Source organism: uncultured Shewanella sp., assembly GCF_947491715.1.
Classification (GTDB): Bacteria; Pseudomonadota; Gammaproteobacteria; order Enterobacterales; family Shewanellaceae; genus Shewanella.
In genome coordinates this window covers 60,226-84,974 of the sequence record NZ_CANLKR010000012.1, presented here as the reverse complement: position 1 = coordinate 84,974, position 24,749 = coordinate 60,226, and the positions used below count along the sequence as shown (strand labels likewise).

Annotated in this window: 28 protein-coding genes; 21 read left to right on the top strand and 7 right to left on the bottom strand. The window is 40.5% G+C overall.

Annotated elements, in window-relative coordinates:
* Window positions 1–107 precede the first annotated feature (107 nt).
* The 3 genes from Q0779_RS10550 (at window position 108) to Q0779_RS10540 (ending at window position 2,850) form a co-directional block, all read left to right on the top strand.
* Complete coding sequence (locus tag Q0779_RS10550) at window positions 108–1,334, top strand: DUF924 family protein (protein ID WP_298772383.1); 1,227 nt, start codon at window positions 108–110, stop codon at window positions 1,332–1,334.
* 137 nt (window positions 1,335–1,471) lie between these two features.
* Entirely contained in the window at window positions 1,472–2,230 is a 759-nt protein-coding gene (locus tag Q0779_RS10545; protein ID WP_298772381.1) for a hypothetical protein, read from the top strand.
* Between the two features lie 380 nt (window positions 2,231–2,610).
* Complete coding sequence (locus Q0779_RS10540) at window positions 2,611–2,850, top strand: hypothetical protein (protein WP_298772379.1); 240 nt, start codon at window positions 2,611–2,613, stop codon at window positions 2,848–2,850.
* Window positions 2,851–2,946: 96 nt separating this feature from the next.
* On the opposite strand, the gene Q0779_RS10535 is transcribed toward Q0779_RS10540, so the two are convergent.
* From Q0779_RS10535 to Q0779_RS10515, 5 genes are all read right to left on the bottom strand, one after another.
* Window positions 2,947–3,795, bottom strand: a complete 849-nt coding sequence (locus Q0779_RS10535) for an ABC transporter permease (protein ID WP_298772377.1) — start codon at window positions 3,793–3,795, stop codon at window positions 2,947–2,949.
* A gap of 4 nt (window positions 3,796–3,799) precedes the next feature.
* Window positions 3,800–5,062, bottom strand: coding sequence for an ABC transporter permease (locus tag Q0779_RS10530; protein WP_298772376.1), 1,263 nt, complete (start codon window positions 5,060–5,062; stop codon window positions 3,800–3,802).
* Window position 5,063: 1 nt separating this feature from the next.
* The gene (locus Q0779_RS10525; RefSeq protein ID WP_298772374.1) at window positions 5,064–6,134 is read right to left on the bottom strand and encodes an ABC transporter substrate-binding protein; all 1,071 of its coding nucleotides are present in this window, start codon (window positions 6,132–6,134) and stop codon (window positions 5,064–5,066) included.
* 168 nt (window positions 6,135–6,302) lie between these two features.
* The gene (locus Q0779_RS10520) at window positions 6,303–7,367 is read right to left on the bottom strand and encodes an ABC transporter substrate-binding protein (RefSeq protein WP_298772372.1); all 1,065 of its coding nucleotides are present in this window, start codon (window positions 7,365–7,367) and stop codon (window positions 6,303–6,305) included.
* Between the two features lie 81 nt (window positions 7,368–7,448).
* Window positions 7,449–8,570 carry an ABC transporter ATP-binding protein gene (locus Q0779_RS10515; RefSeq protein ID WP_298772370.1) on the bottom strand — a complete coding sequence of 374 codons (1,122 nt, stop codon included), beginning with the start codon at window positions 8,568–8,570 and terminating at the stop codon, window positions 7,449–7,451.
* A 218-nt stretch (window positions 8,571–8,788) separates the two neighbouring features.
* Here Q0779_RS10515 and Q0779_RS10510 point away from each other — a divergent pair, with 218 nt between their 5' ends.
* Entirely contained in the window at window positions 8,789–9,661 is an 873-nt protein-coding gene (locus Q0779_RS10510; RefSeq protein ID WP_298772368.1) for an SDR family oxidoreductase, read from the top strand.
* Window positions 9,662–9,756: 95 nt separating this feature from the next.
* Here Q0779_RS10510 and Q0779_RS10505 read toward each other — a convergent pair whose 3' ends face one another.
* Window positions 9,757–11,376 carry a S8 family serine peptidase gene (locus Q0779_RS10505; RefSeq protein ID WP_298772366.1) on the bottom strand — a complete coding sequence of 540 codons (1,620 nt, stop codon included), beginning with the start codon at window positions 11,374–11,376 and terminating at the stop codon, window positions 9,757–9,759.
* 470 nt (window positions 11,377–11,846) lie between these two features.
* On the opposite strand from Q0779_RS10505, the gene Q0779_RS10500 reads away from it, so the two are divergent.
* From Q0779_RS10500 to Q0779_RS10425, 16 genes are all read left to right on the top strand, one after another.
* Complete coding sequence (locus Q0779_RS10500; protein ID WP_298772364.1) at window positions 11,847–12,332, top strand: GNAT family N-acetyltransferase; 486 nt, start codon at window positions 11,847–11,849, stop codon at window positions 12,330–12,332.
* Window positions 12,333–13,366: 1,034 nt separating this feature from the next.
* Window positions 13,367–13,762 (top strand): hypothetical protein, encoded by a 396-nt coding sequence (locus Q0779_RS10495; RefSeq protein WP_298772362.1) that lies wholly within the window; start codon window positions 13,367–13,369, stop codon window positions 13,760–13,762.
* Between the two features lie 139 nt (window positions 13,763–13,901).
* On the top strand, window positions 13,902–14,570 hold the full coding sequence (locus Q0779_RS10490) for a hypothetical protein (RefSeq protein WP_298772360.1): 669 nt from the start codon (window positions 13,902–13,904) through the stop codon (window positions 14,568–14,570).
* Between the two features lie 95 nt (window positions 14,571–14,665).
* Window positions 14,666–15,232, top strand: coding sequence for an alpha/beta hydrolase (locus Q0779_RS10485; protein WP_298772358.1), 567 nt, complete (start codon window positions 14,666–14,668; stop codon window positions 15,230–15,232).
* Window positions 15,233–15,234: 2 nt separating this feature from the next.
* A complete protein-coding gene (locus tag Q0779_RS10480) occupies window positions 15,235–15,591 on the top strand; it encodes a VOC family protein (RefSeq protein ID WP_298772356.1) in 357 nt (118 codons plus the stop codon).
* Between the two features lie 157 nt (window positions 15,592–15,748).
* Window positions 15,749–16,093, top strand: a complete 345-nt coding sequence (locus Q0779_RS10475; protein ID WP_298772354.1) for an aldehyde-activating protein — start codon at window positions 15,749–15,751, stop codon at window positions 16,091–16,093.
* 79 nt (window positions 16,094–16,172) lie between these two features.
* Entirely contained in the window at window positions 16,173–17,597 is a 1,425-nt protein-coding gene (locus tag Q0779_RS10470) for a DEAD/DEAH box helicase (RefSeq protein WP_298772351.1), read from the top strand.
* Window positions 17,598–17,667: 70 nt separating this feature from the next.
* Window positions 17,668–18,474 (top strand): PhzF family phenazine biosynthesis protein, encoded by an 807-nt coding sequence (locus Q0779_RS10465; protein ID WP_298772349.1) that lies wholly within the window; start codon window positions 17,668–17,670, stop codon window positions 18,472–18,474.
* A 35-nt stretch (window positions 18,475–18,509) separates the two neighbouring features.
* Entirely contained in the window at window positions 18,510–18,908 is a 399-nt protein-coding gene (locus Q0779_RS10460; RefSeq protein WP_298772346.1) for a GNAT family N-acetyltransferase, read from the top strand.
* A gap of 78 nt (window positions 18,909–18,986) precedes the next feature.
* On the top strand, window positions 18,987–19,601 hold the full coding sequence (locus Q0779_RS10455) for a LysE family translocator (RefSeq protein WP_298772345.1): 615 nt from the start codon (window positions 18,987–18,989) through the stop codon (window positions 19,599–19,601).
* Window positions 19,602–19,738: 137 nt separating this feature from the next.
* Window positions 19,739–20,167, top strand: a complete 429-nt coding sequence (locus Q0779_RS10450; protein ID WP_298772450.1) for a GNAT family N-acetyltransferase — start codon at window positions 19,739–19,741, stop codon at window positions 20,165–20,167.
* Window positions 20,168–20,243: 76 nt separating this feature from the next.
* A complete protein-coding gene (locus Q0779_RS10445; RefSeq protein ID WP_298772343.1) occupies window positions 20,244–20,696 on the top strand; it encodes a cupin domain-containing protein in 453 nt (150 codons plus the stop codon).
* Window positions 20,683–21,114 carry a GFA family protein gene (locus Q0779_RS10440; RefSeq protein WP_298772342.1) on the top strand — a complete coding sequence of 144 codons (432 nt, stop codon included), beginning with the start codon at window positions 20,683–20,685 and terminating at the stop codon, window positions 21,112–21,114. Before Q0779_RS10445 ends, Q0779_RS10440 begins: the two co-directional genes overlap by 14 nt.
* 106 nt (window positions 21,115–21,220) lie before the next feature.
* Complete coding sequence (locus Q0779_RS10435) at window positions 21,221–21,676, top strand: DUF952 domain-containing protein (protein WP_298772340.1); 456 nt, start codon at window positions 21,221–21,223, stop codon at window positions 21,674–21,676.
* Between the two features lie 63 nt (window positions 21,677–21,739).
* Window positions 21,740–22,549, top strand: coding sequence for a DUF4937 domain-containing protein (locus Q0779_RS10430; protein WP_298772338.1), 810 nt, complete (start codon window positions 21,740–21,742; stop codon window positions 22,547–22,549).
* 78 nt (window positions 22,550–22,627) lie between these two features.
* A complete protein-coding gene (locus Q0779_RS10425) occupies window positions 22,628–23,161 on the top strand; it encodes an SLATT domain-containing protein (RefSeq protein ID WP_298772336.1) in 534 nt (177 codons plus the stop codon).
* Between the two features lie 522 nt (window positions 23,162–23,683).
* Here the strand turns inward: Q0779_RS10425 and Q0779_RS10420 are convergent.
* Window positions 23,684–24,022 (bottom strand): helix-turn-helix domain-containing protein, encoded by a 339-nt coding sequence (locus Q0779_RS10420; RefSeq protein WP_298772334.1) that lies wholly within the window; start codon window positions 24,020–24,022, stop codon window positions 23,684–23,686.
* Between the two features lie 123 nt (window positions 24,023–24,145).
* Between Q0779_RS10420 and Q0779_RS10415 the strand changes: the two genes are divergently transcribed.
* Window positions 24,146–24,739, top strand: a complete 594-nt coding sequence (locus Q0779_RS10415) for an NAD(P)H-dependent oxidoreductase (protein ID WP_298772332.1) — start codon at window positions 24,146–24,148, stop codon at window positions 24,737–24,739.
* The last annotated feature ends 10 nt before the right edge of the window (window positions 24,740–24,749 follow it).

The window sequence follows — 24,749 nt, the reverse complement described above, 5'->3', positions numbered from 1 at the left end:
GTAAAGTATGCCAGTGGCTTTTATTCAAAAAAATGGAATGGTGGTATGAATAAATGAGATCTGAGTTAGCATGGTATTAACATGTTCAAAGAGATGATGGAGTGAAGATGAAGAAGCAATTAACCCAAGTTGATCACAATTTAATTGAGTCTCTTATTCATTATATGTTTATTAAAGATCAGAATGGTGAGCCAAATGCGTTAAAGTGCGTAGAGTGTTGGTTTAAAAAGAGTGCGAAAATTGATCGAGATATTCGCGAGCATTTTCATCAGCATGTGGAGAAAGCAATTGAAGGTTATTATAATCATTGGATGCAATCTCCAATTGGCTGCGTGGGATTAATGATCCTTGTGGATCAATTCCCACGTAACATTTATCGTGACAGTATCGATATGTTTGCAGGTGAAGAGGTTGCTTTAGCGATTGTTAATCAATCACATGATTGGCAGTCGGTTCTTTCACCTGTCCATCAGTTATTTCTTCCAGGATTGATCCTCACCCACATTGAAGATCTTGAGTCTCAAAAGCAGTGTGTGCAACATTATTTAAAAATTGAACCACGTTTACCTATTGCGTTTCATGGGTTTCGCTCTATTTTTGTGAAGCATTTTGAGGTCATTCAGACATTTGGCCATTTTCCACATAGAAATGACCTGCTAAGGCGGCAATCAACAGCTGAAGAAATTGAATTTATGCATGGATCTTCTTGTCGATTTGATCTCATGACTCGTATTGATCCGGCAACAGGAAAAATGATGTTTGGTCGAGATCCTAATACGCTATGGTTATTGTTCCACAGTGAACTAAAAGCTTGGCAACAATTTGGTTATCTAATGAATGATGGGAAGCAAGCATTATTGTCCCATCAGATTTCTCAAGAAAAGGAGGAGGAATATCGAACCTTGTTTGGTCAACTTGATGTTGATGGTAGTGGGGATTTAGATATGCAAGAGCTGATTATTTTATTGGAGTCTTCGGGGAAGCGATATTCTATCGAAAAAATACAAGACCTTATTACGCATCTTGGCAAGGTTAATCAAAGTGGTTCAATGGGAATTGGTTTTCAGAAATTTGTTGAAATTATGGAAATGGACTTAGGTGAGGCTTGTTTATCGCCAACGATTGGTGAATTTTTTTCGATGTTCGACCAAGATAATGACGGTCAAATTACATCCGATGAGTTTTATTCTTGTGTCAATACGATTAACCCTAAAATAACAAATTTAGAGATGAAGAGTATGTTTCAATATGCAGATTTTGATGATAATGGACTCATTTCACGTGATGAATTCTATCGGCTTGTGATTAAGCTTCATCGGAATGACAAAGATTAGTTGTTTACATTGTGTAACAATAACCATCTGATTTATTGATGATAATTGATTAAATTTAATGAACAAAAATATAAATAAGGAGATAGATTATTTTGTTAGTATTCATTGAATGAGTGATGAGGAAGGAAATAAACGATATGAATACTGATACGAAACAAGTATTAAGTAAAGTACCGGCTGTGACGCTTGGTTTTTGGGTGATAAAAATACTTGCCACTACACTTGGAGAAACCGGTGGTGATGCTGTATCGATGTCAATGAATATGGGCTATTTACTGGGGACTGGGATATTTATTGCTTTCTTTATCATCGTTGTTTTTGCACAAATTAAGGCTAATCGTTTTCATCCATTTTTATATTGGGTCACCATTATTGCTTCAACCACGCTTGGCACCACGCTAGCCGATTTTGTTGACCGTTCTCTAGGGATTGGTTACTTAGGGGGATCGTTAATATTAATCACTTTGTTAGCCCTGACCCTTTTTGCTTGGCAGCGTACATTAGGTTCTATTCATGTCGGCTCAGTATCAGAGCCCAAAGCTGAAATGTTTTATTGGCTGACAATAATGTTTTCTCAGACATTAGGCACAGCGCTTGGGGATTGGACTGCCGATACTGCAGGCCTTGGGTATGTGGGGGCCGCTTATATTTTTGGTGCTGGGTTGTGCTTAATTATTGCTATCTATTACTTCACTAGCATGTCGAGAACATTGTTATTTTGGCTGGCTTTTGTGCTTACTCGCCCTTTAGGCGCTGTTGTGGGGGATTTTCTCGATAAACCTGTTGTTCATGGAGGATTAGCACTCAGTCGATATACTGCTTCCGGTGTACTCATTCTAACGATAATTTTTCTTGTTCTTATGTTGCCACAGAATGCGGCTAGAAAGGGTCATTGACTGTGATGTGAGTACTTTGACCCTTATCGTCTCTAGTGCTCTAGTCATAATAAAGGACTATTAGCGGGGAGACTCAAAGCTCCGTTCTTATAAGGGGTTAAAAAGATAGATAATGGATTGTAAATGTTCATATCAGAGGCAGCATACCTTCGTTTTGTTGTAATATTGACCTCTAGTCAATATGCGTATTAAGTATGAATGATCCTTTTTTCTTTTTCATATGAAAATATGTACCTGGTAAAATTCAAACGATGTCATCAATACATTGCACAAGATTAATCAAAGGAATTTACCAGGCTATAATTAATAGTCAGTTTGGTTACCCATACTCTAAGTATTTTTATGGCAGTAATCTCATTTAACATACAAAGGGACAACTAATGAAAACCATGAATTGTAAACAGCTGGGTGGGGCCTGTAAGAAAACCTTTAGTGCCAATACCTTTGAGGAGCTGGTTGAGCTGAGTAAACAGCACGGTATGGACATGCTGAAAAAGCAAGATGCTGCGCATGTACAGGCGATGGCGAAAGTCAATATCCTGATGCAAAACCCCACTGAAATGCAAGCTTGGTTTGATAATATAAAAGCGCAATTTGAGGATTTACCTGAAGATGACTAGCGGTATAAGAAGTTGATTTTAAAAAGTAGATAATAGCACCCTTAATGTGTTGTGCGTTTTTGATGCTTTTTGAAATGAATATACCTATGGCATGAATCATTCATGGTTCACATGTGCTTTTTCTTTATGACGTACGACTAAAATGGTAATGAGGAGTAAAAGTGTTGTTAAGGTCAGCAAGCTGGAAACCGCAAGTATGGTAGGGTTGATTTGCTCTCTTAGGCCAGAGAACATTTGCCTTGGAATGGTACGTTGCTCGGGGCCAGCTAAAAAAAGCACTAATACGATTTCATCGAGAGAGGTGACAAAAGCAAAGAGTGCACCTGATAGCACACCGGGTTTAATCAGCACAAAGGTGACCGTAAAAAATGCTTTTAAGGGGGTCGCGCCACATAAGCGTGCGGCATTATATAAGCTTTGATCAAAGCTTTTTAATGCTGCGCAGACTGTAATGATGACAAACGGGATCCCTAATGAAGTGTGCGCGAGTATTAAGCCTAAATAGCTGCCAACAAGGTTGAATTTTGCATAGAAGAAAAACATGCCCGCCGCAGTGATAATCAGAGGAACGATCATAGGGGATAAAAAAAGTGCCATAATGAATCGTTTGAAAGGCATGGTATTCGCATTTAACCCCAAAGCGGCAAGTGTGCCGAGCACAGTGGCCAGAAGAGTGCTGATCACGGCAACGAAGAGGCTATTTTTAATGGCCGTTAGCCAAATTGGAGTGGTAAAAAAGGCTTGGTACCATTTTAGTGAATAGGCTTGGGGGTCTAGATTGAGCATGCTTTGAGTGAAGCTAAAATAGGGCTCGGCATTAAAGGATAGTGGGATCACAATAAGTAGAGGTAAGATTAGAAAAAATAGAACTAAAAAAGAAAAGAGCTTTAATATAATAAAAAATAGCTTTTGTGACATCTTATAATAGCTAGGGTAATGAGCCATAATGTTATACCAATTTCAGCTTATTGGGATCGGTTAATCGGTCAAAAACCCAATAAAGTATAATAATAAATAAGAGCAGTAAGGCTCCTAGTGCAGAAGCCAGAGCCCAGTTATTGGATTTTTGCATGTGAAACGCAATAATATTAGAAATAAGTTGGCCATCGGTTCCTCCGACTAATGCAGGAGTAATAAAATAGCCAATAAAGAGAATGAATACTAATAATATACCGGCGCTGACTCCTGATAATGTCATGGGGAAATAGACGGTACAGAAAATCCGAATTGGCTTTGCACCTAATGAACCTGCGGCGCGGACATAGCAAGGGTCAATACTTTTCATTACTGAATATAGGGGTAAGATCATTAAAGGTAATAGAATATGTGTCATGACCAAAATGGTTGAAAATTGATTGTATAGTAATGGTAAGGGCTGTTGAATAATATTAAGCCAAAGTAGCGTTGAATTTATTACACCATGGCTTTGTAATAGTGCAATCCAAGCTGTGGTTCTGACCAGTATGGATGTCCAAAAGGGTAATAAGACGAAGATAAATAAGATATTGGCTGTGCGACTTGGAACATGTGCTAAGTAATAGGCTAATGGGTAGCCTAATATTAATGTCAAACTGGTGACAATGAATGCCATTTTTAAGGTTTTAAAAAACAAATCAATATAAAGTTTGTTTTCTGGCTTGAATTGGATGTGTCCTTGCACTGTGCTTTCAAGGCTTAAAGCGGTTAAATAATATTGGGCCGTTATAACTTGACCTGCCTCTTTAATGGCTGTCCAAATGGCTTTGTTTTTCCAGTTAGGATGACTATTGAATAAATAATCTTGGCCTTGATGTAATAATATTGCGTCGTCTATTTTACCTAATTTCCTTGCACTGATTTTGATTGAAGAGGCAGCGCCAGGTAAATTTCGATTGACTTCTTGTGCCAATTGACCGGCTTTCCTTTCTTTGGCAAGTACTTTTAATTCAAGCGCCATCTGGGTCATCACTTGTTCATTGGGCAGTTTATCACCTTGCCACTGATTCAGTAATGCGATGGTTTGAGGTATTAATTGTTGTACATTAGGATGATAAACACTACGAAATAAGAGTGTTGCAATAGGTGCAATAAAGCTAAAAACGAGAAAGCAAATTAAGGGAAGCGTCAGTGAAAAAGCTAGCCATTGATGGCGGTGATGCTCTGCACGAGCGGCGGCTTTTTCATCTGCAGAAAGGACGGTATAGTGTGAAGAGTGCTGATGTTGTGACTTCATGTTATTTTAATAACCACTGGTTAAATTTGACGCCTAAAGATTCACCATAATCACTCCAAAAGAGAGAATTGGCTTTGAGACCTTGTTTTATATGTGAGGTCGGTAAAAAGGGCAAGATACTGGAAGAGACGTAAGCCATTGAGGATTTTCTGGTGGGGGCATATGCTATATTGGCCAATCCTGCTAATGGTCGAGTACTTGTTGCAAAAGCAATAAAATTCAGCGCTTCTTTTTTATGTTCGCTGCCTTTGACAATTGACCACACATCAAGATCATATAAATTGCCATCCCAGACGATTTGAAAAGGCTTTTTATCTTTTGTTATCGCATCAAAAATACGCCCGTTTGCAGATTGAACGATCACTGCACCACCATCATTGAGCAGTTGAGGGGCTTGAGACCAGCTGTTAAACCAGATAATGTCATCTTTTATGGTATCGAGTTTAGCAAAGGCTCTTTGTTGACCTGCTTCTGTAGCCAGTACTTCATAGAGTTTTTCCTTAGGTACACCATCAGCAAGTAGCGCCCACTCTAAATTCACTTGTGGTCGTTTACGTAAGGCGCGTTTACCGGGGATTTTTTTGGTGTTGAAGATATCTTTGATTGTTTTTGGATGAATGTTGCCAATGGTTTTCGTGTTAAAAGCAAAAATATTTGCCCAAATAATAACACCGACTCCGCATTCATTGGTTAAAGCGTCAGGTAAAAAATCTTGTGTAGCAGCTGTGCCGTTACTGCCTTTGGGTAAAATACTCCTTGGGATCACTTCTAACAAACCTTCACTGCAAGCACGTTCTAAATCAATGGCTTCAATATCCACGACATCCCATAGTATTTTTTGGGCTTTTACTTGCGCCTTAATTTCTGCCACGCCACCAGAATAGCTATCAAATAATAAGGTATTTTGAGTTTGCTCCATATAAGGATCAATCATGTATTTTTTCTGTATGGCTCCATAAGCACCTCCAAAAGAAACGACAGTGAGCTCGTTTTCTTCTGCGAAACTGACAGAGATAAGGCCAAATAAATGAATAAAGAGAATAGCAATGACTTTGAAAAAAATATGTGCCATATTGGCTGAGCCTTATTCTGGGGGCGGTGATGTTATTGGTGAATGAGTGGCCAATCATCTGCTCATTTCAGCTATGCGTTAATCGAATCATCCACTCATTTGGCGTTTCGCTAAGTCGTTAATTGAGTCATTCAATAACCCAATAATTCGTTAAGCTAATAAAACGGGCTATTTCTCCAATAACCATTGGTTGAATTTGACGCCTAAAGACTCACCATAATCACTCCAAAAAAGCGAATCGACTTTTATCCCTTTTGGCATGTGTGAGCTGGGTAAAAATGGGAGTACATCAGATGAAACAAAGGCCATTGATGATTTTCTGGTGGGACCGTAAGCAATATCAGCCATACCAGCTAAGGGCTTGGAATTTGTGGCGAATGCGATAAAATCCAAGGCGGCTTGCTTATGTTGAGTGCCTTTGACAATCGACCACACATCCAGATCATATAAATTGCCATCCCAGACTATTTGAAAAGGCTTTTTATCTTTTGCTATGGCATCATAAATGCGGCCATTGGCAGATTGAACAATAACGGCACCGCCATCATTGAGCAGTTGGGGGGCTTGAGACCAACTGTTAAACCAGATAATGTCCTTTTTAATGGTATCGAGTTTAGCAAAGGCTCTTTGTTGGCCTTTTTCTGTGGCTAGGATTTGGTAGATTTTTTCTTTGGGGACGCCATCGGCCAGCAGTGCCCACTCTAAGTTGACTTGTGGGCGCTTACGAAACGCACGTTTACCGGGAATTTTCTGTGTATCAAAGATATCACTAATGCTGGTGGGGGGCGTTTTTCCGATAGTTTTTGTATTAAAGGCAAAAATATTAGCCCAAACCATGATCCCAATACCACACTCGTTCGCTAGGGCTTCGGGTAAGAAATCTTGCTCGGCGGGGGTACCATTAGTGCCTTTGTGTAAAATGCTTTTGGGGATCACTTCAAGTAACCCTTCACTGCAGGCGCGCTCTAAATCAATGGCTTCAATATCGACCACATCCCAAAGAATTTTATTGGCCTCGACCTGCGCCTTCATTTCTGCCACACCCCCAGAATAATTGTCAAATAATATTGTTTTTTTTGTTTTGGCCACATAGGGATCGATCATGTGTTTTTTCTGTGTGGCACCATAAGCACCGCCAAAAGAGACAACCGTTAAGGGGGAGTCTTCAGCAAAAGCAGAGAAAATGAATTGGTTAAGAAAAAGGAGTAGGGAGAACATCACTGAGTGTTGCATTAGTTTTTCCTTAATCGATGTACATAAACTCTTTGGAGTGTAGTTTATTTTTGCCAGTCTTTAGACACAATGACGGTTTTTTTATCTTTCTAGTGGAAAGATATGTGCATGCTCCATAGGCCAAGTTAACTGCATTTTATCCTGTGGGGCTAAGTTCTGTGGGTGGTGAGTGTTGAGGCTTTTCACAATAATGGTTTGCTTTTTAGGACTATCTTCATGACTGAGTTGGAAATAATAACGAATGTAATCACCAACAAAATGTTTAAAAGAGAATGTGGCAATTAATGCGTTGGCTTGAATGTCTTTTGATGCGGTATTTATGGGGGACATAATGATTTTTTCGGGACGAATTGAGATGATGCAGGCTTGATTGGGTTGTAATGTTTGATTGGTGCTGACATTGATATGCTGATTATTCGAGAGCTTAATCTTCGTCTGTTGTGTTTCTTGACGTATACAATGGCCTACCAAGATATTGTTTTCACCAATAAAGCCTGCGACAAATGCATTACTGGGTTGCTCATATAACATTTGGGGTTTGGCGCACTGTTGTACAACACCTTGATTAAAGACGGCGATCCTATCTGACATGGTTAATGCTTCTTCTTGATCGTGCGTCACGTATAAGACAGTAAATTTGAGCTTTTGATGTAATTGAGTGATTTCAAGTTGCATTTGCTCTCGAAGCTTTTTATCTAATGCTCCTAGTGGCTCATCCATTAAGACTAAGCTTGGTTCAAAAATAAGTGCTCTGGCTAACGCGACACGCTGTTTTTGTCCTCCGGAGAGTTGACTGGGGTATCGGTGCGAAAAATCAGTGAGTTCAATCATTTCCAGAAAGGTGTTAACTTGCTGGGCACGTCGTTTTTTTGACCACTTCCTGACTTTTAAAGGGTAAGCAAGATTTTGTGATACCGTCATGTGAGGAAAAAGGGCGTAATTTTGAAATACCATACCAATATTACGTTCATGTGGAGCAAGGCGTTTTATTGAGTGCCCATTCAGTAAAATGTCACCACTGGTTACCCCTTCAAATCCGGCGACTAGCATTAATACAGAGGTTTTTCCTGATCCTGATGGACCCAGTAAGGTGACAAATTCACCTGCTGCAATGTTTAAATTAAAATCTTTAACGACCAACTGGTGGCGGTCATAACTCTTTTTAATTGCACAAAACTGTAAAAATGCCTGTTCATTTTCCATTGATTGCCTTCAGATAGAGAGATGCAGCCATACGACTATGCGAAACCGCTTGAGGAATAATTTAAGGGTAAGTAGTGATTGAGACTTGTGCAAGTTCAGGGAAATGAAAAAATTAATGTGATATTGGGTGAATATTAACGATTTTTATATCGTATTTTATATCGATAAGGCGTAATTTGCTTAATCATTGTGAGTATTCATCAATTATGGAGTTAGCAATGGCTAAAGTTGCTGTAGTAACGGGCGCATCGACAGGGTTAGGGCTGCATTTATCAATCATGTTAGCAAAACAGGGGATGGTGACCTATGCCACGATGAGAAACCTTGATAAAAATCGAGCGTTATTGGATGAAGCACACAAACAGGGTATTAAAATAGGCGAAGAACTGATTGTTAAACAGCTTGATGTAGAGGAGTCGAGTAGCGTTCAAACTTGCATTAATGCGATTTTACAAAAAGTGGGTAAAATCGATGTTCTCGTTAATAATGCGGGAGCAGGTTTTATCAGAACCACAGAGCAAGCGACAGAAGAAGAGATCAAGTGGGCGTTGGATGTCAATTTATTGGGGGTTATTCGCTGCACGAAAGCTGTATTGCCTAAGATGCGTGAAGCAAGAACGGGGCATATTATTAACATTTCCTCTGTGGGAGGATTGGTGGGTCAGCCTTTTAATGAGATTTATTGCGCAGCTAAGTTTGCCGTTGAAGGGTACACTGAGTCGATGGCGAGTTACATTCAGCCTTGTTTCAATGTGAGTTTTACACTTGTTGAACCTGGTGGGATAGTGTCGGAGTTTGCCAATAATGCCTTGAGTCAATTTCAAGAAGCAGGTGGCATGCGGGATGATGAATATAGACCCATTATAGAGCAGTATATTCAAGGTGCGAAAAATCGAAGTGATGATGGTGTGTATCAAACGAGTGAAGAAGTCGCACAAGTGGTGCTTGATTGTATCGTCATGGATAGCCCACCAGTGCGTATGAGAACTTCACAATGGGCAGAGGACTTTTGTCATATCAAAACGCAAACTGATCCCGATGGTAAGCGGCTGCAGCAAAAAGTGTTGGATACTTTTTTACCTCATGTTTAACGTCGCTTAATAAAGCATCATTTATCAAATAACAGGAGTGCAAAAAAGAACGTTTGCACTCTTGTTAATCCGTTTTATAGAGATTTAGCAGTGAATTAAAGTGACGATGAACCTGTGCAAGGATTATCGATTAAATACTGATTGGCGTTAGCAGCTTGAATAATTCCATAGCCATAGTACACATCATGCGCTGATCCATCGGTGCCAGGATACAAGGCTGACTGTATTAATGCGTTGCGAATTTCCTCCCCTGAGCATTGATTATGATTGGACCAAACTAATGCAGCAACACCAGATACTGCGGGAGTGGCCATGGAAGTGCCACTCATGTAACCGTAGTCACTGGTGTTAATATCAATACTGATGCTAGCGGCCGTTAAAAGCGCACTTTTGTCGTTAAAGTCTGCTCCAATGGCTGGAATAGTGGTGTCATTATCTGTACCTAATGTTGCTGTTAATACGCCTGAGACATTATTGATGATGACGGCGCCTACTCCCCCGGAACTTTCACAATTAGCGACTTTTTCATAGAAGGTGTTATTACCTCTATCAATAAGGCACACTTTTCCGTTAGCATTACTATCAACGGCTTCGGCTGTGCCAATATAATAACTACTGACCTTAGAGACCGTGCCTAAGTTTTCCATAGCACTGCTTTCGTAGCTCACATTATCTGCAGACAATGAGGCTAAGGTTGCCATATCTTCAGGATAGGTGGATAGTGTATTGACACCTCCTGCACTCACTTCGACACAAACACGATCGTTTTCTTGTTGATTAAATAAGAAGCCAGTTGAACATTTTGGGTATTGAGAAAAATCAGCAATATTGTTGTCACCGTCCACTGCGCCCACCATCATGACAGCGGGATAACCTGCAGGGTAGGATCGTATAGCATTGCCATCATTGCCTGCAGCGGCAACCGCGAGTCCACCTGAGTCGGCAAAAGATTGAAAGGCTGCCTCTTCTGTCGTGCTCGATCCACTTCCCCCTAAGCTCATGCTGATAATATTGGCGCCAGCATCTTGGCAAAGCTGCGCGGCACTGGCAAGATCAGAAGAATAACCCCAACCATCTTCATTAAAAACTTTGATAATGTGTAAGTCGACGTCAGGCGCCATTCCTACAACACCAATGTCATTGTTTGATGCAGCGATGGTTCCGGCAACATGCGTACCGTGAGGCCCTCCATTTTCATTCCAATTGCCGGTGCCTGAATCATTATCACCGCTGATGTTGTTCCAATTGAAATCGGTTGCACTGGCATCAAGGCCTGAGTCGATAATGCAGACTTTAATTCCTGCATTGGTGTTAAAGCTGACTTGGTCTGCTTGAGATTGATAAATCGCATAGGGTGTGACTTGAGTGAGCGTAGGATCGCCACTATCATCTTGATAAACTGTTTCGGTGGCCAGTGTTTTGGCATTAGTCGTGTTTGAGAATAAATAGCGGGGTTGATCCACTTCAATTAATTGGATATTCGTGTTGTTGAGTAAACTTTTAACCTGAGAAAGTGCTTTTCCTTTGAAACTTGCTGAGAAAAACCCATTACCATCAAGGTTTATTTTAGCACCGAGTTTTTGGGCGAGTGCTTTGATCACTTTTTTATTATTATTATCAACTTTGATAATATAGCGATTATTATCAACCTCAGATGCAGCGGAAAAGCTTAAAGATGCTGCTGTTATTAATGTTGCTATTTTAGATAGTTTCATTCTCACCTCTTTTACTTATTTTTTCTTTATGACGCTTTATTAAAATCGATATTAAATTATATTTATTAAAGTTAATAAACAACGTAATTTACTCATATAAGTATTATTGTTAATAAAAAGTATTTTTAAACGTAGGGTAATATCAATATCAGTGTTACTTAATATGATTAACTTGGTATTTAATTGATGCGAGTTGGTTTACATAACCTGCACTTACAATAGTGAGGTTAAACAGTTTAGATAAAAACTTTAAATTGATTGTTCTTCTGTCAAGTCTGGCTTAATAAACCTGAATTCGGGGTAACGAGTGTCAACGAATTTAAATACTTCATTTAAATTCAATATATTAATAAATGATTAGATATTCTTCATTTAGGGCTAGACGGTGGTGGACTGCGATTGTGTTTTAATATAGATTGGTTTTGTCATTGAAGTATATGGATTCTTATAGGGAATCTAAGAGGTTTTTCATGGATGTTAAAGTTAACCCTTGTATCCGCTTTGCAACACATCAAGATGTCGAGAGAGTTTGGGCTATTCGAACAGAGGCTATTTTAAAAAGTTGTGCTCAATTTTATGCAGCTCAGAAGGTTAGCGCTTGGGCTGATTCACCTATGCCAAAAGATTTTTCTCATATTTTGGTTACACTCAAGGCTATTGTATATGAAGAAAAAAGTAAGGTTTTAGGCTTTGGTTTTATCGATAGCGATAAACAATCGCTTGAATCTGTGTTTGTTGACCCTTTTCATCATGGTAGGGGCATTGGGAAAATATTGACGCTTGCACTACAACAACAGGCGATAGAAACAGGTGTGCAGGCATTATCTTTGTCGGCTTCGTTAAATGCCGTTCCCTTTTATCAGAGCCTTGGCTTTATTGCGCAAGAACCCAGCTTTTGGTTGCACCCTTCAGGGGTGAAGCTTGAGTGTGTGCCTATGTCAAAATGTTTACGTTAACCGTGTATGCCCATGCTATTAAAAGATCCGCGCCATAGTATGGCTGAGTGTTATATTAGTTGTCGTGACTTGGGCGTTTATAGCCTAATATTGTAAGGGTTTTGGAGCACCGTAGGATCGGCATAACCTTCGTTAAAGTGATATCTTCCCACAGAAAAATGGGTAACGTGTTTAGCCATTTGAGAGGAAATCAATCAATTTGCTGGTGACGATATTTAATACGCAATGGTTAAATATGTGTCTAAATTCAATAGGCGACTTGATACTGTTGATAATGTGTCATTATCAGGTGCTCTGCTTTTATCTCAGTTAGCCGATGTTTTGGTATTTGAAAAGCTTAAGTAATCACGAGGTTTCACTGCCAAGGTAAGGTGCCTCAATGCCATGGACCTGCTTTTTGGTAAAAGGGATTTACATGAAGGGGGGAGGTGATAACTCATCAGGATTTTTTTGTTAATGGCACCAGCTAGTGGCGTGAATTTGCTTGTATTGGTTGAGGAATTCATAGCATGACTATTGTTGTGCATCAAGTAAAAAAGACTAGGATAAAATGAGTTGCTTAGCGGTATTATATTAAGGATGCCTTATTTTAATGAAATTGATTTAATAAAAATCAAGTTTGATTGCTGATAAAGGTTGAATAAGTGTATGATTACGGAGAGACGTTCATTTAGTAATATAAGTTAATATACCCAAACCACTTGAAGATGCAGGATTCAGCTGGAATTAAAACGCGTTTAGGCAAGGCATTGAGTTGAGGGCTTAGTTATTCTAAGTTGATATTCAATAACGCAGAATAAAAGTGTTTTAAACCAGCCCGTTGGGAGCCTGTAAAAAGACTAACTTCTACGTTGCATCACCTCAAAAGGCAATAAGCATTCTTTCAATAATGCGCCTTGAATTAAGCCTTTTTACGGGCTCTGAAAACATGCACTTTCAAGTGGTTTGGGTATATATCAATATGACTTGATACTAATGTCTTGTTTTTGAGTATGTTTGAGCTCATTTAATTATCGGTGACTGGGTATGTGTAGATGAAATATTGTCTTGTTTTTTTGCTTTGTTTGATGAGTTTACAAGCTGCTGCTAGAGAAGCAATGTGTGGCAATATCGATAATATTAACGCTATGCGCGCTGATCATCCAAAGGTTAAAGTGTTGGCTGTTTACCCTGAAATTCCTTTTAAGGCCCCGCATTCAAACAAGGTATTTCGACCGCCCCATGAGCCTGGTTGTGCTGCGGTGACCTTTACATTATCAATAAAGCCTAATTCTCAAGGTGAATTATTCGTTCCTCAAAACGTCAAAATTTACAATGCTTCAGAAACACGGTTTGGTTTTGCAGCGGTTAAAGCTGTGTCTCAGTGGGAATATTCAGCGAAAGATATACAGAGTAGTGCTTTGTATTACACTGTTATTCGTTTTTTGTAACCTACTTATTTATAATTTAAAAATATTATTGTCTGCGAGCAATCATTGATCTATCTGTCTGCGTATTATTTAGCGTTCTCATTCCTCATTGACTACACTTTATCCTCATCATAATAGCACTCAGTTAAAAGGATTTTTTATGGTTTGGTCTAACAATCTTGTTTCTGTGCTTGTATCTGCTTTATTCATGCCTCTGCGATTAGTCATATTATTGAGCATGTTTGTCTTTATTTCAGCTTGCTCTTCTACAACTGGGGGGGATATTGCCGGGTTATTTCCTGCTCCTAAGTTTACTGATGGAGACATTCGTCAAGATCGTTATTTTTCTCCTAACGGTGATTTTTCAATCGCGCTTCCCCATAAAGAAGAGACATATGAATATCGTTATATGCAAATGAAAGAGCAGTTTAGTAAAGAGAGCGATTATGTCAGTTTTGGCCCTGCGGCGATGGACAGGTCGATTTATCGAATGTTGATTGTGAAAAAGATTTCACTACAAAGTCAACAATACACCCAAGATGAAGCAGTGCAGATTTTGTTCGACAACTACTTGGCACAATTAGGGCAATCTCAACTGGAGCCTAGGTTAATCTCAAAAAAATCGGTGGAAGTGAATGGGCTTAATGGGGGAGAATGGTTATTTAGTCAATCATCTGAAGGTAATGAACTTCTCAACCAGTTTATTATCATTAATGAAAAAACAAGAGTACTTTTGTTTGGTGAGCAATGGCTTAAGACGGATGAGGATAAACCAAGGTTAAGCTTGATGGCATTTGCACAATCCTTTCAAATGATGCCGCCAAAATAAAAGTGTAGGCTAACCCCTCGACTCCTTGAATACAAAAGATACACTTTGAATATCGTTTAAGCTTTAAAGATCAATATGCTTCAGGAAGATGGATAATGAATATTATATTTGTACCCGGCTATCTTAATTCTCTAGCAGGGCATTGGCAGCGATTTTGGTTTGAAGAATTTGTTGGTAGTTATTGGGTGGAACAAGAAGACTGGGCCTATCCAGATTGCAATAAGTGGGTGTCGACATTGAATAAGTTAGTCGACAGTGTATCAGGGCCGACAATGTTTATCACTCACAGTTTAGGCGGAAGCACGGTTGCACACTGGTGCCAACGTTATCCAGAGAAAGCGGCAATGATAAAAGGGGCTTTTATGGTGGCAGTGCCGGATGTCCAGCGAGATGACTTTCCGAAGGTTATTACAGGTTATAGCACGCCACCATTAACGCCGTTGCCTTTCCCTTGCGTGATGTGTGCCAGCAGTAATGATCCCTACTGTCGTATCGAACAGGCTCATTTTTTTGCGAAGCATTGGCAGGCTGAATTGATCCCTGTTGGTGCACTAGGGCATATAAACACCGATGTCAATATTGGTGATTGGCCTGAAGGAAAAGCACTTTTTGACGTGTTTAATAACATGATTCAAGTGCGTGATAATAACGAAAAGGATTGAATATGAGTCAACATGAGAAAATGGATTATATTGAGTTTTCAGCAACAGATTTAGCGGCGACCAAGGCTTTTTTTAGTCAAGTATTTGCTTGGACTTTTGAAGATTTTGGGCCAGATTATACTGCCTTTGATAATGCGGGCCTTAGAGGAGGCTTCTTTCGTTCAGAGTTACATGCATCAACAACTAATGGCAGTGCCTTGATGGTGTTTTTTAGTGAAAACTTAGAAGAAACGCAAGATAAAATTATTAAATCAGGTGGAAAGGTGATTAAACCGATATTTTCATTTCCTGGAGGCAGACGCTTTCACTTCACTGAGCCAAGCGGTAATGAGTTTGCTGTGTGGGCTCATGCAAGCTAGATCGATTCAATAGGGGGCAAGATTGTGATGCAGCAGGTAAAAGTAAAATCATTATTGACTCTGAAGCTGTATGTATATACAGTTGTTTTTCGTTTATTGTAAATGAGTGCCGAATACTAAAGGACTCTTAATAATATCAGTGAATAAGGAAATTAATATGCCAACAGCCTCCTGCCATTGCGGCAATGTTCACGTTGAAGTCGACGCATTGCCCGACACCCTAACAAGTTGCAATTGCTCAATTTGCCGAAGAACGGCCGCTCTTTGGGGCTATTACCCACAAGCCCAAGTTTCTGTTACTGTCAACACTGAGCCTTTGCAAACCTATTGCTGGGGAGATGAATATATTGATTTTCATCGTTGTAGTCAATGTGGGTGCATCACGCATTATACCTGTCGTCCTAAGGCCGAGATGGACCGTGTGGGAGTCAATTTCCGCTTATTTGAAAGCGAACAGGTTCAAAGCATTGCGGTGAGAAAAGTCGATGGTGCGAGTTTTTAATCCTCAATATTTATGCCTTTGTAGATTGTAATGATAGAATAAGCGTTATTTTTTAGCGCTTTTTTATTGGTCAACTTTTATGTCTTTTTCATCAATAGGGTTAATGCCTGAGCTTGTCAGTCGTTTATCATCTTTGGGTTATACGGAGCCAACACCTATTCAATCATTGGCTATTCCTGCCATATTAGCAGGGCAGGATGTGATGGGAAAAGCCCAAACGGGCACGGGAAAGACCGCCGCTTTTACGTTACCGATTTTGCAACATTTAGTCTCGTCCCGCAGAGCTTTTGATAGTAGTGCTGATAAAAGTGTTGATAATAGTGCTGATAAGAGTATTAGTCACGGTGTGAACGGCGAGTGCCAGCAAAAGAAACAGGCAGTTGGTGCATTAATCTTAACGCCGACAAGAGAATTGGCTATGCAAGTCCATAAGAGTGTTGATACTTATGCGCAAGATCCAGAGTCATCAACAGTGAAGGATAGCGCTGAGCATCAAGGCGGCTTAGGTTTACGCAGTGCACTCATTTATGGTGGCGTCAGTATTGATAAGCAGGCAGCAGTGTTAGCTGAGGGCATTGATATTATTGTGGCAACACCGGGCCGGTTATTGGATCATCTGAGCAGAGGCAATTTACAGCTCAATGCCTTGGACTTTTTGGTGCTGGATGAAGCGGATCGCATGTTGGATTTAGGTTTTAAAGACGATATTAATAAGATCCTTAAAGCCTTGCCTAAAACGGCTATGAATAAAAAGAGGCAAACCTTACTGTTTTCAGCCACCTTTAATCCGTCTGTCTATAGCTTGAGTCAAAAATGGCTTAATAAGCCAACATTGATAGAAATGGCTGAAAAAAATAGGGTGGCGAGTCAAGTTGAGCAAGTTGTTTATCAAGTGGATAGCGATAAAAAAATCTCCATTATTAGTCACTTGCTGAATAAAAACCTGTTTAATAAAAATTTGCTTAATAAAATCAAGCTAAATAATCCAGTGGATCATCTTGATCGTGCGCCGCAAGCGTTAATCTTTTGCCGAAAGAAGCAAGGGGTGGATACATTAGTGCAGGCATTACAACAACAAGGCATTTTAGCACAAGCACTTCATGGGGATTTATCACAAAGTGTGCGCGAGCAAGTATTAACGCAATTTAAACAAGCTGACACTCAAGTGTTGGTCGCCACTGACGTGGCGGCGCGGGGGTTGAATATCAATGCCCTTGCATTCGTTTTTAATTATGAACTGCCATTTAATGCTGAGGATTATGTGCATCGAATTGGGCGGACGGGGCGAGCGGGTAACACAGGTCGAGCGATCACCTTATACAGCGAAGAAGATGCCTTATTGCTTGAACAAATTGAAACCTTATTAGATACCCGTCTGCCCCAGCAATGGCTGACGGGTTTTGAGCCGGATCTCACTAAAAGCACACCTGTGGATTATAAAAATACTAAAGCGGCCCAGAAAAAACGGGCTAGAAGAAGAGCATTGGATCATCGAAAGCGTTAAGTTTACCTTTGTTTTGAAGTGCCTTGTGTTTGTTGTTTATTCACTCGATTAATAGCTTGGAGTTATCATATTGGAATTAGCCATTTACCAAGTAGATGCTTTTACATCTGAACGATTTAAAGGTAATCCTGCAGGCGTGTGTATCACCGAAAAAGGGTTAGATGAGCGTCTAATGCTGGCAATCGCTGCTGAAATGGCGGTGTCGGAAACGGCTTTTCTCTCTTTAAGTGATCTCACTTTACGTTGGTTTACGCCGCAAGTGGAAGTGAGTTTATGTGGCCATGGTACCTTATCTGTGGTGCATATTTTACAGGAAACCGGTGTGCTCGATGTCGGTGATGAAATGCGTTTTAATACTCTATCAGGGCCTTTAAAGGTAGCGATTAAGCCTGATAGCATTTCCATGTTGTTTCCGGCCCCGAGGCTTGATTTTTCACTTGATAATGATGGTGTGTTAATGACTTCGTTAGGTATTCAATCTGATCAAGTGGTCAGTTACTGCGGTTTTGATGGTAAAGGGTTAATTGAAGTGAATGATGAGCAGATCGTGCGGGCATTGAGACCGAATTTTGAGAGTTTAAAGCGGCTACCGGGCCGAGGTGTTATTGTGACAGCGAAAAATGATGCTGCAAACACTGACTACCATTTTTGCTCTCGCTATTTTGCCCCTTGGGTGGGGGTCAATGAAGATCCTGTAACGGGGTCAGCCCATTGCGCTCTTGCTGTTTATTGGCAAGAAAAGTTGAATAAAGCGTGTTTAAAGGGCTATCAAGCATCTCAACGCGGTGGCGTTGTTGAAATGGAAGTCTTGTCGAATGAACACGTGAATTTGATTGGGCAAGCCGTCACCACATTGAAAGGTAAAATTATCGTTTAATGGAATTAACATATTATAAAATATAGGGAAATATTATGATTCAAGTTGTAGAACAGGTCGCTTCAGTGAATGACTTTATTCGATTAAGGCAAGTCTCAGGATTAAGCCCACGCCTGTATGAAGCGGTTGAAAAAGGGCTACCCAAGAGTTTATTTGGTGTGCAGATTGTGATTAACGAGCTGACAGTGGGCATGGGGCGAGTAGTGGGAGATGGCGCCTTGAATTTCGATATTGTCGATGTTGCCGTGGATCCTGATTATCAAGGTCAGGGTTTTGGCCGCTTGATCATGCAATCGATTATGGATTATCTTGAGCGTGAAGCGTTGCCGACAGCCTATATCACCTTAATGGCTGATGTGCCCGCGCTATATAAAAAGTTTGGTTTTAAACTGAGCCGTCCTGAGAGTGAAGGCATGTATCTTATCAAAGAGTAGATGCGTGTTTTTTGCGAATAATCCTTGAAATTATTTTCTATATTATCAATATAATAAGATGTAAAAAGGAATACTGTCATGTCTATTATCAGTTTATTCACGTTAATGGGGGCCATGTTACTGTTGGCGATTGTGCCAGGTCCAGGTGTGTTTGCAATTATTGCTCGTGCTTTCTCGTCGGGGTTTTCTCGGGGAGTCGCGATGACAATGGGAATGCTCGTGGCCGATTACCTTTTTATCGTGTTGGCACTATTTGGCTTATCGGCTTTATCGACAGTCATGGGGACAGCGTTTATCGTTATAAAATATGTAAGCGCAGTGTATCTTATCTGGTTGGGGTATAAATTACTCTCATCAAGGGCCACCAAAATGGATGTGGAAGCAAATGCTCAATCATCATTGAAATCAAGTTTTATGACGGGATTAATCGTCACCTTAGGAAATCCAAAGGCGATTTTATTTTATGTGGGTTTCTTTCCAGCATTTGTCAGTATTGATACCGTGTCTGTTTTTGATGCGGGACTCATTATGTTGGCGGCAACGGTTGCGTTTGGCAGCGTTAACTTAGGCTATGCGTTTATGGCAGTGAAAGCCAAAGGCATTTTTAAATCATCTAATACTTTCAATGTGATCAATAAAACAGCGGGTAGTATTATGGTGTCGACAGGTGTGTTAGTGGCGGTTAAAGGGTAAAGTGGATACTAGAGCTGATTGATTACTGAATACTAAAATGAAAATAGCGAGTATCAACGGCCCGTACCATATTGAAAATAGCAATAAAAATAAATAATAAAAACAAAAGGAAGTCGTTAAAAATGGAAGCAAGTAGTATAGCCATGCAGGTCATTCTCGAGGATAATCCCGCTGTACTGGAAGCGCTCATCAGTGGTCTGCGCCAATACAATGTTGAACACCTGGGTGATGAAAAAACGAAGCCTTTGATGGTGGTAGCTCGGGACTGCGAGGGTAAGCTTATCGGCGGCGTTGCGGGTGTGACGATTTATCAGAATTTTTTGATCAATATCGTTTGGGTGGATGAAGCGCATCGAGGCTCAGGGTTAGGGCGTCAGTTAATGATGCAAGCTGAAAATGAGGCTAAGAGGCGAGATTGTTTAGCGGCCCAGCTCGATACCTTATCGTTTCAAGCGCCGATTTTTTATCAAAAAATGGGTTTTGATATTATCGGTACTGTTCCAGGATTTGCAAAAAGCCCTGGTCGTTTTTTTATGCTTAAGCGTTATGATGAGGAAAATCAGTAAGCGCTTAATAAAGATAAGCATAAACCTTAAACCTTAAACCATAAATATTTGTCATAATCGAATGGAGTCGTTTTTAATGTCTAAACCTATATCAGAGCTTAAACAAGCGCATAAACCCAACCCTGCGCCCATCAATATCTTAGATGCTTTTTCAACCGTGAAACGCTTTCAAGGCAGAACCCCAGAAATTACCGATGAAGAGATGCAAGGCGCATCGGCATTATTGTCTACATACCGAGATGGTGGGGTTTATGTGACCGACTATTCAGGCTTTAGTGAGTGGGAGCAACATCCACAAGGGGATGAGTTTGTGCAGGTGATGGAGGGAGAGACACACTTAGTCTTATGGCTTGATGGCAGAGACCAAAGTCACTTGTTGACCAGCGGGCAAATGATGGTAGTGCCTCAAGGGGTGTGGCATCGCTTTGAATCCCCCAAAGGCATTAAAGTCATGACCATTACCCCGCAGCCAAGCTTGCACAGTATTTCGCATCCTAAACATACGGACAAATTAGATGGCGCACGATGAGAAAGCACTTAAAAGAGTGATGAAAGGTGCGTGTAACTGCAAGGAAGTGATGTTTGAGGTGTCGACATCAACGTCGGATATTTATATCTGCCATTGCTCTATTTGTCGTCGAGCCACTGGCACAAATGGTATTGCGGTGATTGTGGTGAATAAACAAGATTTTTGTTGGTTAAAAGGGGCCAATAGCCTTAAGACTTGGCGTAAACCCGATCATGATTGGGAAACATCATTTTGTCCAACCTGTGGCTCAAATTTACCTGGAATGAATGATGATGAGCGCATGTATATTCCCGTGGGATTATTAACAGAGGGCGCCGAGTCGTTAGGTGTTGCTCACCATATTTGGGTTGACTCTAAAGCGCCGTGGGATAGTGTCGCAGATCAGGGTAAACAACATCCACAAGGGTTTATGGGTTGAGCCTAGCCAATAACCCTTTTTTTATGGGCTGGTCGTTATCATTACTGCACCACTACATACCACGGCCTTGGATCATTTAGACCTGAGTTTTAAGGAAGTCATCAATATGAAACCGCTTTATCATTTAATTCAGCAAGCCGATCTCGAACAACTTAAAACGAGTGAACGGTACGAGCCCGACTCATTAGCCCTTGATGGCTTTATTCATTTAGCCTATAAGGAGCAGCTGCCTTTTATTATTCAGCAATTTTTTGTGCCACCTTTTTTGAAAGCGGGTGTACTCAATAAAGGAGAGGGGTTACAGCAGGTTGGACTTTACTTAGTTGAAATCACACCTGAGAGATTAACCGCCAAAGTTGTCGATGAGCCCGCTGTGGGCCTAAGCACTGATCTAGCTGCCAGCACGGAGTCAGACAGCCTTGAGCAAGATAGGAGCCCCGAGCGGAATAAGGCCACGGAGCTTTATCCGCATTTATACGGTGCCTTAAATCGAGAGGCCATTGTGACAATAAACTCACTTCACATTAATGCTCTGGGAGACTATGTAATATCGGGGCTCTAACAATGGCTTTTTCCAATAAGTAATGTGTAAGCTATAAGAGACGTCTCAATAACAGGGATAAAGATGATCATAAAATGGATAGACGTGTTGCCCTTAAAAGGGCAAGCACAGGCGTTTTCTGTGGCCCAAGAAGCATGGGCGGCCACCAATGAATGCGCAGGGTTTAATGGTCAGCTTGGTGGCTGGACGGCAGTTCAACAAGGCCCCAGTGCAAGTGACAGCACCAGCACTAATGAAAGTGCCAGTGCTAATTCACGGGCGATGATCTTGGCTTTTTGGGATGATCAGCCCGCCATTGATGGGTTTATGGCCCATAAACACGATGCCATTGCCGATAATAATCACCAAGCTGAGACCTATCAAACTTGTGCAGTGTACTATTTGCAGCTTGAATTAGCACTTTGCGCTCATGATCCTTTGATGCCAAGCAAGTCTGAGTCTGAGCATGCACTGTATACTGAATTTAGTGAAACTGAAATCAGTCATAATGCACTTGGTCATATTGGTCATATTGGTCATATTGGTCATATTGGCTTTATTCGCATCGCCGATCGTACGCTGAAAACAGATGAGCCTGAATGGGCTGAACACGCATTTTTGCAGGATCAAATTCATGTTTGGAACCCTGCAATGCAAGCTTGTGAAGGTATGTTAGGGGGTGCTGTTGCACGCTTTAATAAAGAAAAAAATCGCTTCTTAGAGATTTCTTTTTGGAAAAATGAACAGTGCCACCAGCAGTATTGTCAAGGGGCGTTTAAGGCAGCGAAGAGTCAAGTCAAATTAGGCTCGTACATGGATAAACTCACAGACCATCACATTCATATTGAGCCCAAATGGCATATAGAGAAAGTGGAAAGCGAAAAAAGGGTGTAGGAGATCGAGAGGCCTTAGAATAAAGGTTTGTTAATTTAAATGGAAATCAAAAATAAAGCGTCATAGGGAGAGCGTTAATTGAATCACATTGAAGTCATGAATAGCTGGTTAGCAAGGACTCGTGCAGTAGAAAAAGCCCATTTTAAAGCCTGTGTGCGTTTTCGAAAGTGGCATTACATCTGGGGAGGAGCAACCATTTTTAGTGCATCTTTAGCCACAACGATTACAGCTTTATCTGAAAGTGAATCCAATATGGATTGGTTTGATTCCAGCTGGGGTTTTGCAATCAGGGTGTTATTAGCGCTTTTCGTACCGGTTTTTGCATCGTTAACGACGTTTTTAAATTTTAATGTGAGATCGAAAGAGCATCACTATGCGGCAGCGAAGTTTTCGTCGCTTAAACGGGATCTGTCTATCGAAATATCTAAGCATTATCATTCTGCAAATAATGTGAGTGATGATCCCTATCAATTCCTTAAAAAAATATGTCGAAAATGGAATCACTTAACTGAAACATCTCCCGCTTTATATAAACAAGACTGGAATAGAGAAATTGAAGCATTTGAAGAGCACTTTATTGATAAAGAGCCAGCTGTGCGTCACATCGCCTAACAAGAGAGCTGCCGTTTTTATTCGAGACAAAATGGCTTTGTATTCACGGGGGCACTAGGGCCTGTTGATCTTTGGTGGTTAAATTATGTCCGAGATAAACGTGTTTTAATCGCGACGGGAGGGATGACGGCTAGTGATCTAAGCCCTCTTTCTTTAACAAAGGGGCTCCCAACAAAGAGTAAAACACGTTTAGCCGGATCCTGCTTTATAAAAGAATGAGGACAGCGTTTGTGGCTCCTTTTTACGGCGTTATCGCTTATTTATGTAGAATAACTACACCGCATAAGCTCTGCCTTGTATAAATAACCCACAAGCTGCTGCAGAAATCATCACCAAAGTTCAACAGGCCCTAGCTAAACGGACTCAATCATATCACTGTAGTCGTGAGGGGGGATTCACTTTATATATTCGCTCTAAATGGTCATAAATAGAGATACATGTTGGTAGTCTCAATATATCGACTCGAGTCTTTAACAATCGAGGCATATGAGGGGCAGCAGCTTTATTAGGGGTTGCATGTTATTATTTTCTCGGTGTTGATTCGAGATGTTGAATTCCCCAAGCATGTAGGGCATTGATGATAGGGGCTAATGTTTGCCCATATGGCGTCATAGAATACTCGACTTTGGGTGGTATTTCTGGGTAGACCTTTCTTAAAATCACATTATCAGCTTCGAGCTCTCGTAGCTGTTTCGTTAGCATGCGTTGTGTAATACTAGGCATCAATCGGTCCAGTTCGTTAAAACGGTGTGTTTTGGTGAGTAAGTGATAAAGGATGACGCCTTTCCACTTCCCTCCAATGGTATTGAGTGTTGCCTCAACGGGACAACCTAAGTTGCAATCATAGTCGGTATGTTTCATGTTTTTTCTCACGCCCATAGTATACTTAAGGGTACTATATACCAAAAATGTGCGTACTTATATTAATTGTAAATATAGATTATCTTAGCCATACGTTAAACAATACGTTAATAACTGAGGTAAATGATGAGAACATTGGTTATATTTGTACACTCTGATGTCAATAATACTTCTATTGCAAACCGCCATATTATTAATAGATTAAAAACAGCTGATGGGGTTGAAATTAGAGATCTGTATCAACTTTATCCTGATTTCAGTATCAATGTTGAGGCAGAGCAACAGGCAATACTTAATGCTGATGTTGTGCTTTTTCAATACCCTTTTCACTGGTACAACGTACCTGGTATGTTAAAAGAGTGGATCGATCGCGTTTTTGTTCGTGGATTTGCTTATGGCTCAGGACGAAAACTAGAGGGAAAAACATTGTTGGTTTCGACGACGATAGGCGGGCCTGAGGAAAGTTATCAAACTGGGGGAACGAATACCTTTACCGTGCAAGAGTTTTTGAAACCATTTGAACAAATGGCCAAATTTACAGGCATGATATTTAATACGCCGATTGTTTCCCACAGTATGGTATGCCTCCCTGATAGAGAAAACACCAAAAAGGAAATTGTGCAAAGAGCGGCTGAACATGGCGAGAGTATTATATCGCAATTAAATGATTTATCGCTGCAATATGCTCGAGTATCACTTCATTTAAGCCGACCTTGAAAGTAGCCTA

Coding starts and splice junctions, on each gene's coding strand:
- Q0779_RS10550 (WP_298772383.1), top strand. CDS start 108: ATGAAGAAGCAATTAACCCAAGTTGATCACAATTTAATTGAGTCTCTT.
- Q0779_RS10545 (WP_298772381.1), top strand. CDS start 1,472: ATGAATACTGATACGAAACAAGTATTAAGTAAAGTACCGGCTGTGACG.
- Q0779_RS10540 (WP_298772379.1), top strand. CDS start 2,611: ATGAAAACCATGAATTGTAAACAGCTGGGTGGGGCCTGTAAGAAAACC.
- Q0779_RS10535 (WP_298772377.1), bottom strand. CDS start 3,795: ATGGCTCATTACCCTAGCTATTATAAGATGTCACAAAAGCTATTTTTT.
- Q0779_RS10530 (WP_298772376.1), bottom strand. CDS start 5,062: ATGAAGTCACAACATCAGCACTCTTCACACTATACCGTCCTTTCTGCA.
- Q0779_RS10525 (WP_298772374.1), bottom strand. CDS start 6,134: ATGGCACATATTTTTTTCAAAGTCATTGCTATTCTCTTTATTCATTTA.
- Q0779_RS10520 (WP_298772372.1), bottom strand. CDS start 7,367: ATGCAACACTCAGTGATGTTCTCCCTACTCCTTTTTCTTAACCAATTC.
- Q0779_RS10515 (WP_298772370.1), bottom strand. CDS start 8,570: ATGGAAAATGAACAGGCATTTTTACAGTTTTGTGCAATTAAAAAGAGT.
- Q0779_RS10510 (WP_298772368.1), top strand. CDS start 8,789: ATGGCTAAAGTTGCTGTAGTAACGGGCGCATCGACAGGGTTAGGGCTG.
- Q0779_RS10505 (WP_298772366.1), bottom strand. CDS start 11,376: ATGAAACTATCTAAAATAGCAACATTAATAACAGCAGCATCTTTAAGC.
- Q0779_RS10500 (WP_298772364.1), top strand. CDS start 11,847: ATGGATGTTAAAGTTAACCCTTGTATCCGCTTTGCAACACATCAAGAT.
- Q0779_RS10495 (WP_298772362.1), top strand. CDS start 13,367: ATGAAATATTGTCTTGTTTTTTTGCTTTGTTTGATGAGTTTACAAGCT.
- Q0779_RS10490 (WP_298772360.1), top strand. CDS start 13,902: ATGGTTTGGTCTAACAATCTTGTTTCTGTGCTTGTATCTGCTTTATTC.
- Q0779_RS10485 (WP_298772358.1), top strand. CDS start 14,666: ATGAATATTATATTTGTACCCGGCTATCTTAATTCTCTAGCAGGGCAT.
- Q0779_RS10480 (WP_298772356.1), top strand. CDS start 15,235: ATGAGTCAACATGAGAAAATGGATTATATTGAGTTTTCAGCAACAGAT.
- Q0779_RS10475 (WP_298772354.1), top strand. CDS start 15,749: ATGCCAACAGCCTCCTGCCATTGCGGCAATGTTCACGTTGAAGTCGAC.
- Q0779_RS10470 (WP_298772351.1), top strand. CDS start 16,173: ATGTCTTTTTCATCAATAGGGTTAATGCCTGAGCTTGTCAGTCGTTTA.
- Q0779_RS10460 (WP_298772346.1), top strand. CDS start 18,510: ATGATTCAAGTTGTAGAACAGGTCGCTTCAGTGAATGACTTTATTCGA.
- Q0779_RS10455 (WP_298772345.1), top strand. CDS start 18,987: ATGTCTATTATCAGTTTATTCACGTTAATGGGGGCCATGTTACTGTTG.
- Q0779_RS10445 (WP_298772343.1), top strand. CDS start 20,244: ATGTCTAAACCTATATCAGAGCTTAAACAAGCGCATAAACCCAACCCT.
- Q0779_RS10440 (WP_298772342.1), top strand. CDS start 20,683: ATGGCGCACGATGAGAAAGCACTTAAAAGAGTGATGAAAGGTGCGTGT.
- Q0779_RS10435 (WP_298772340.1), top strand. CDS start 21,221: ATGAAACCGCTTTATCATTTAATTCAGCAAGCCGATCTCGAACAACTT.
- Q0779_RS10430 (WP_298772338.1), top strand. CDS start 21,740: ATGATCATAAAATGGATAGACGTGTTGCCCTTAAAAGGGCAAGCACAG.
- Q0779_RS10420 (WP_298772334.1), bottom strand. CDS start 24,022: ATGAAACATACCGACTATGATTGCAACTTAGGTTGTCCCGTTGAGGCA.
- Q0779_RS10415 (WP_298772332.1), top strand. CDS start 24,146: ATGATGAGAACATTGGTTATATTTGTACACTCTGATGTCAATAATACT.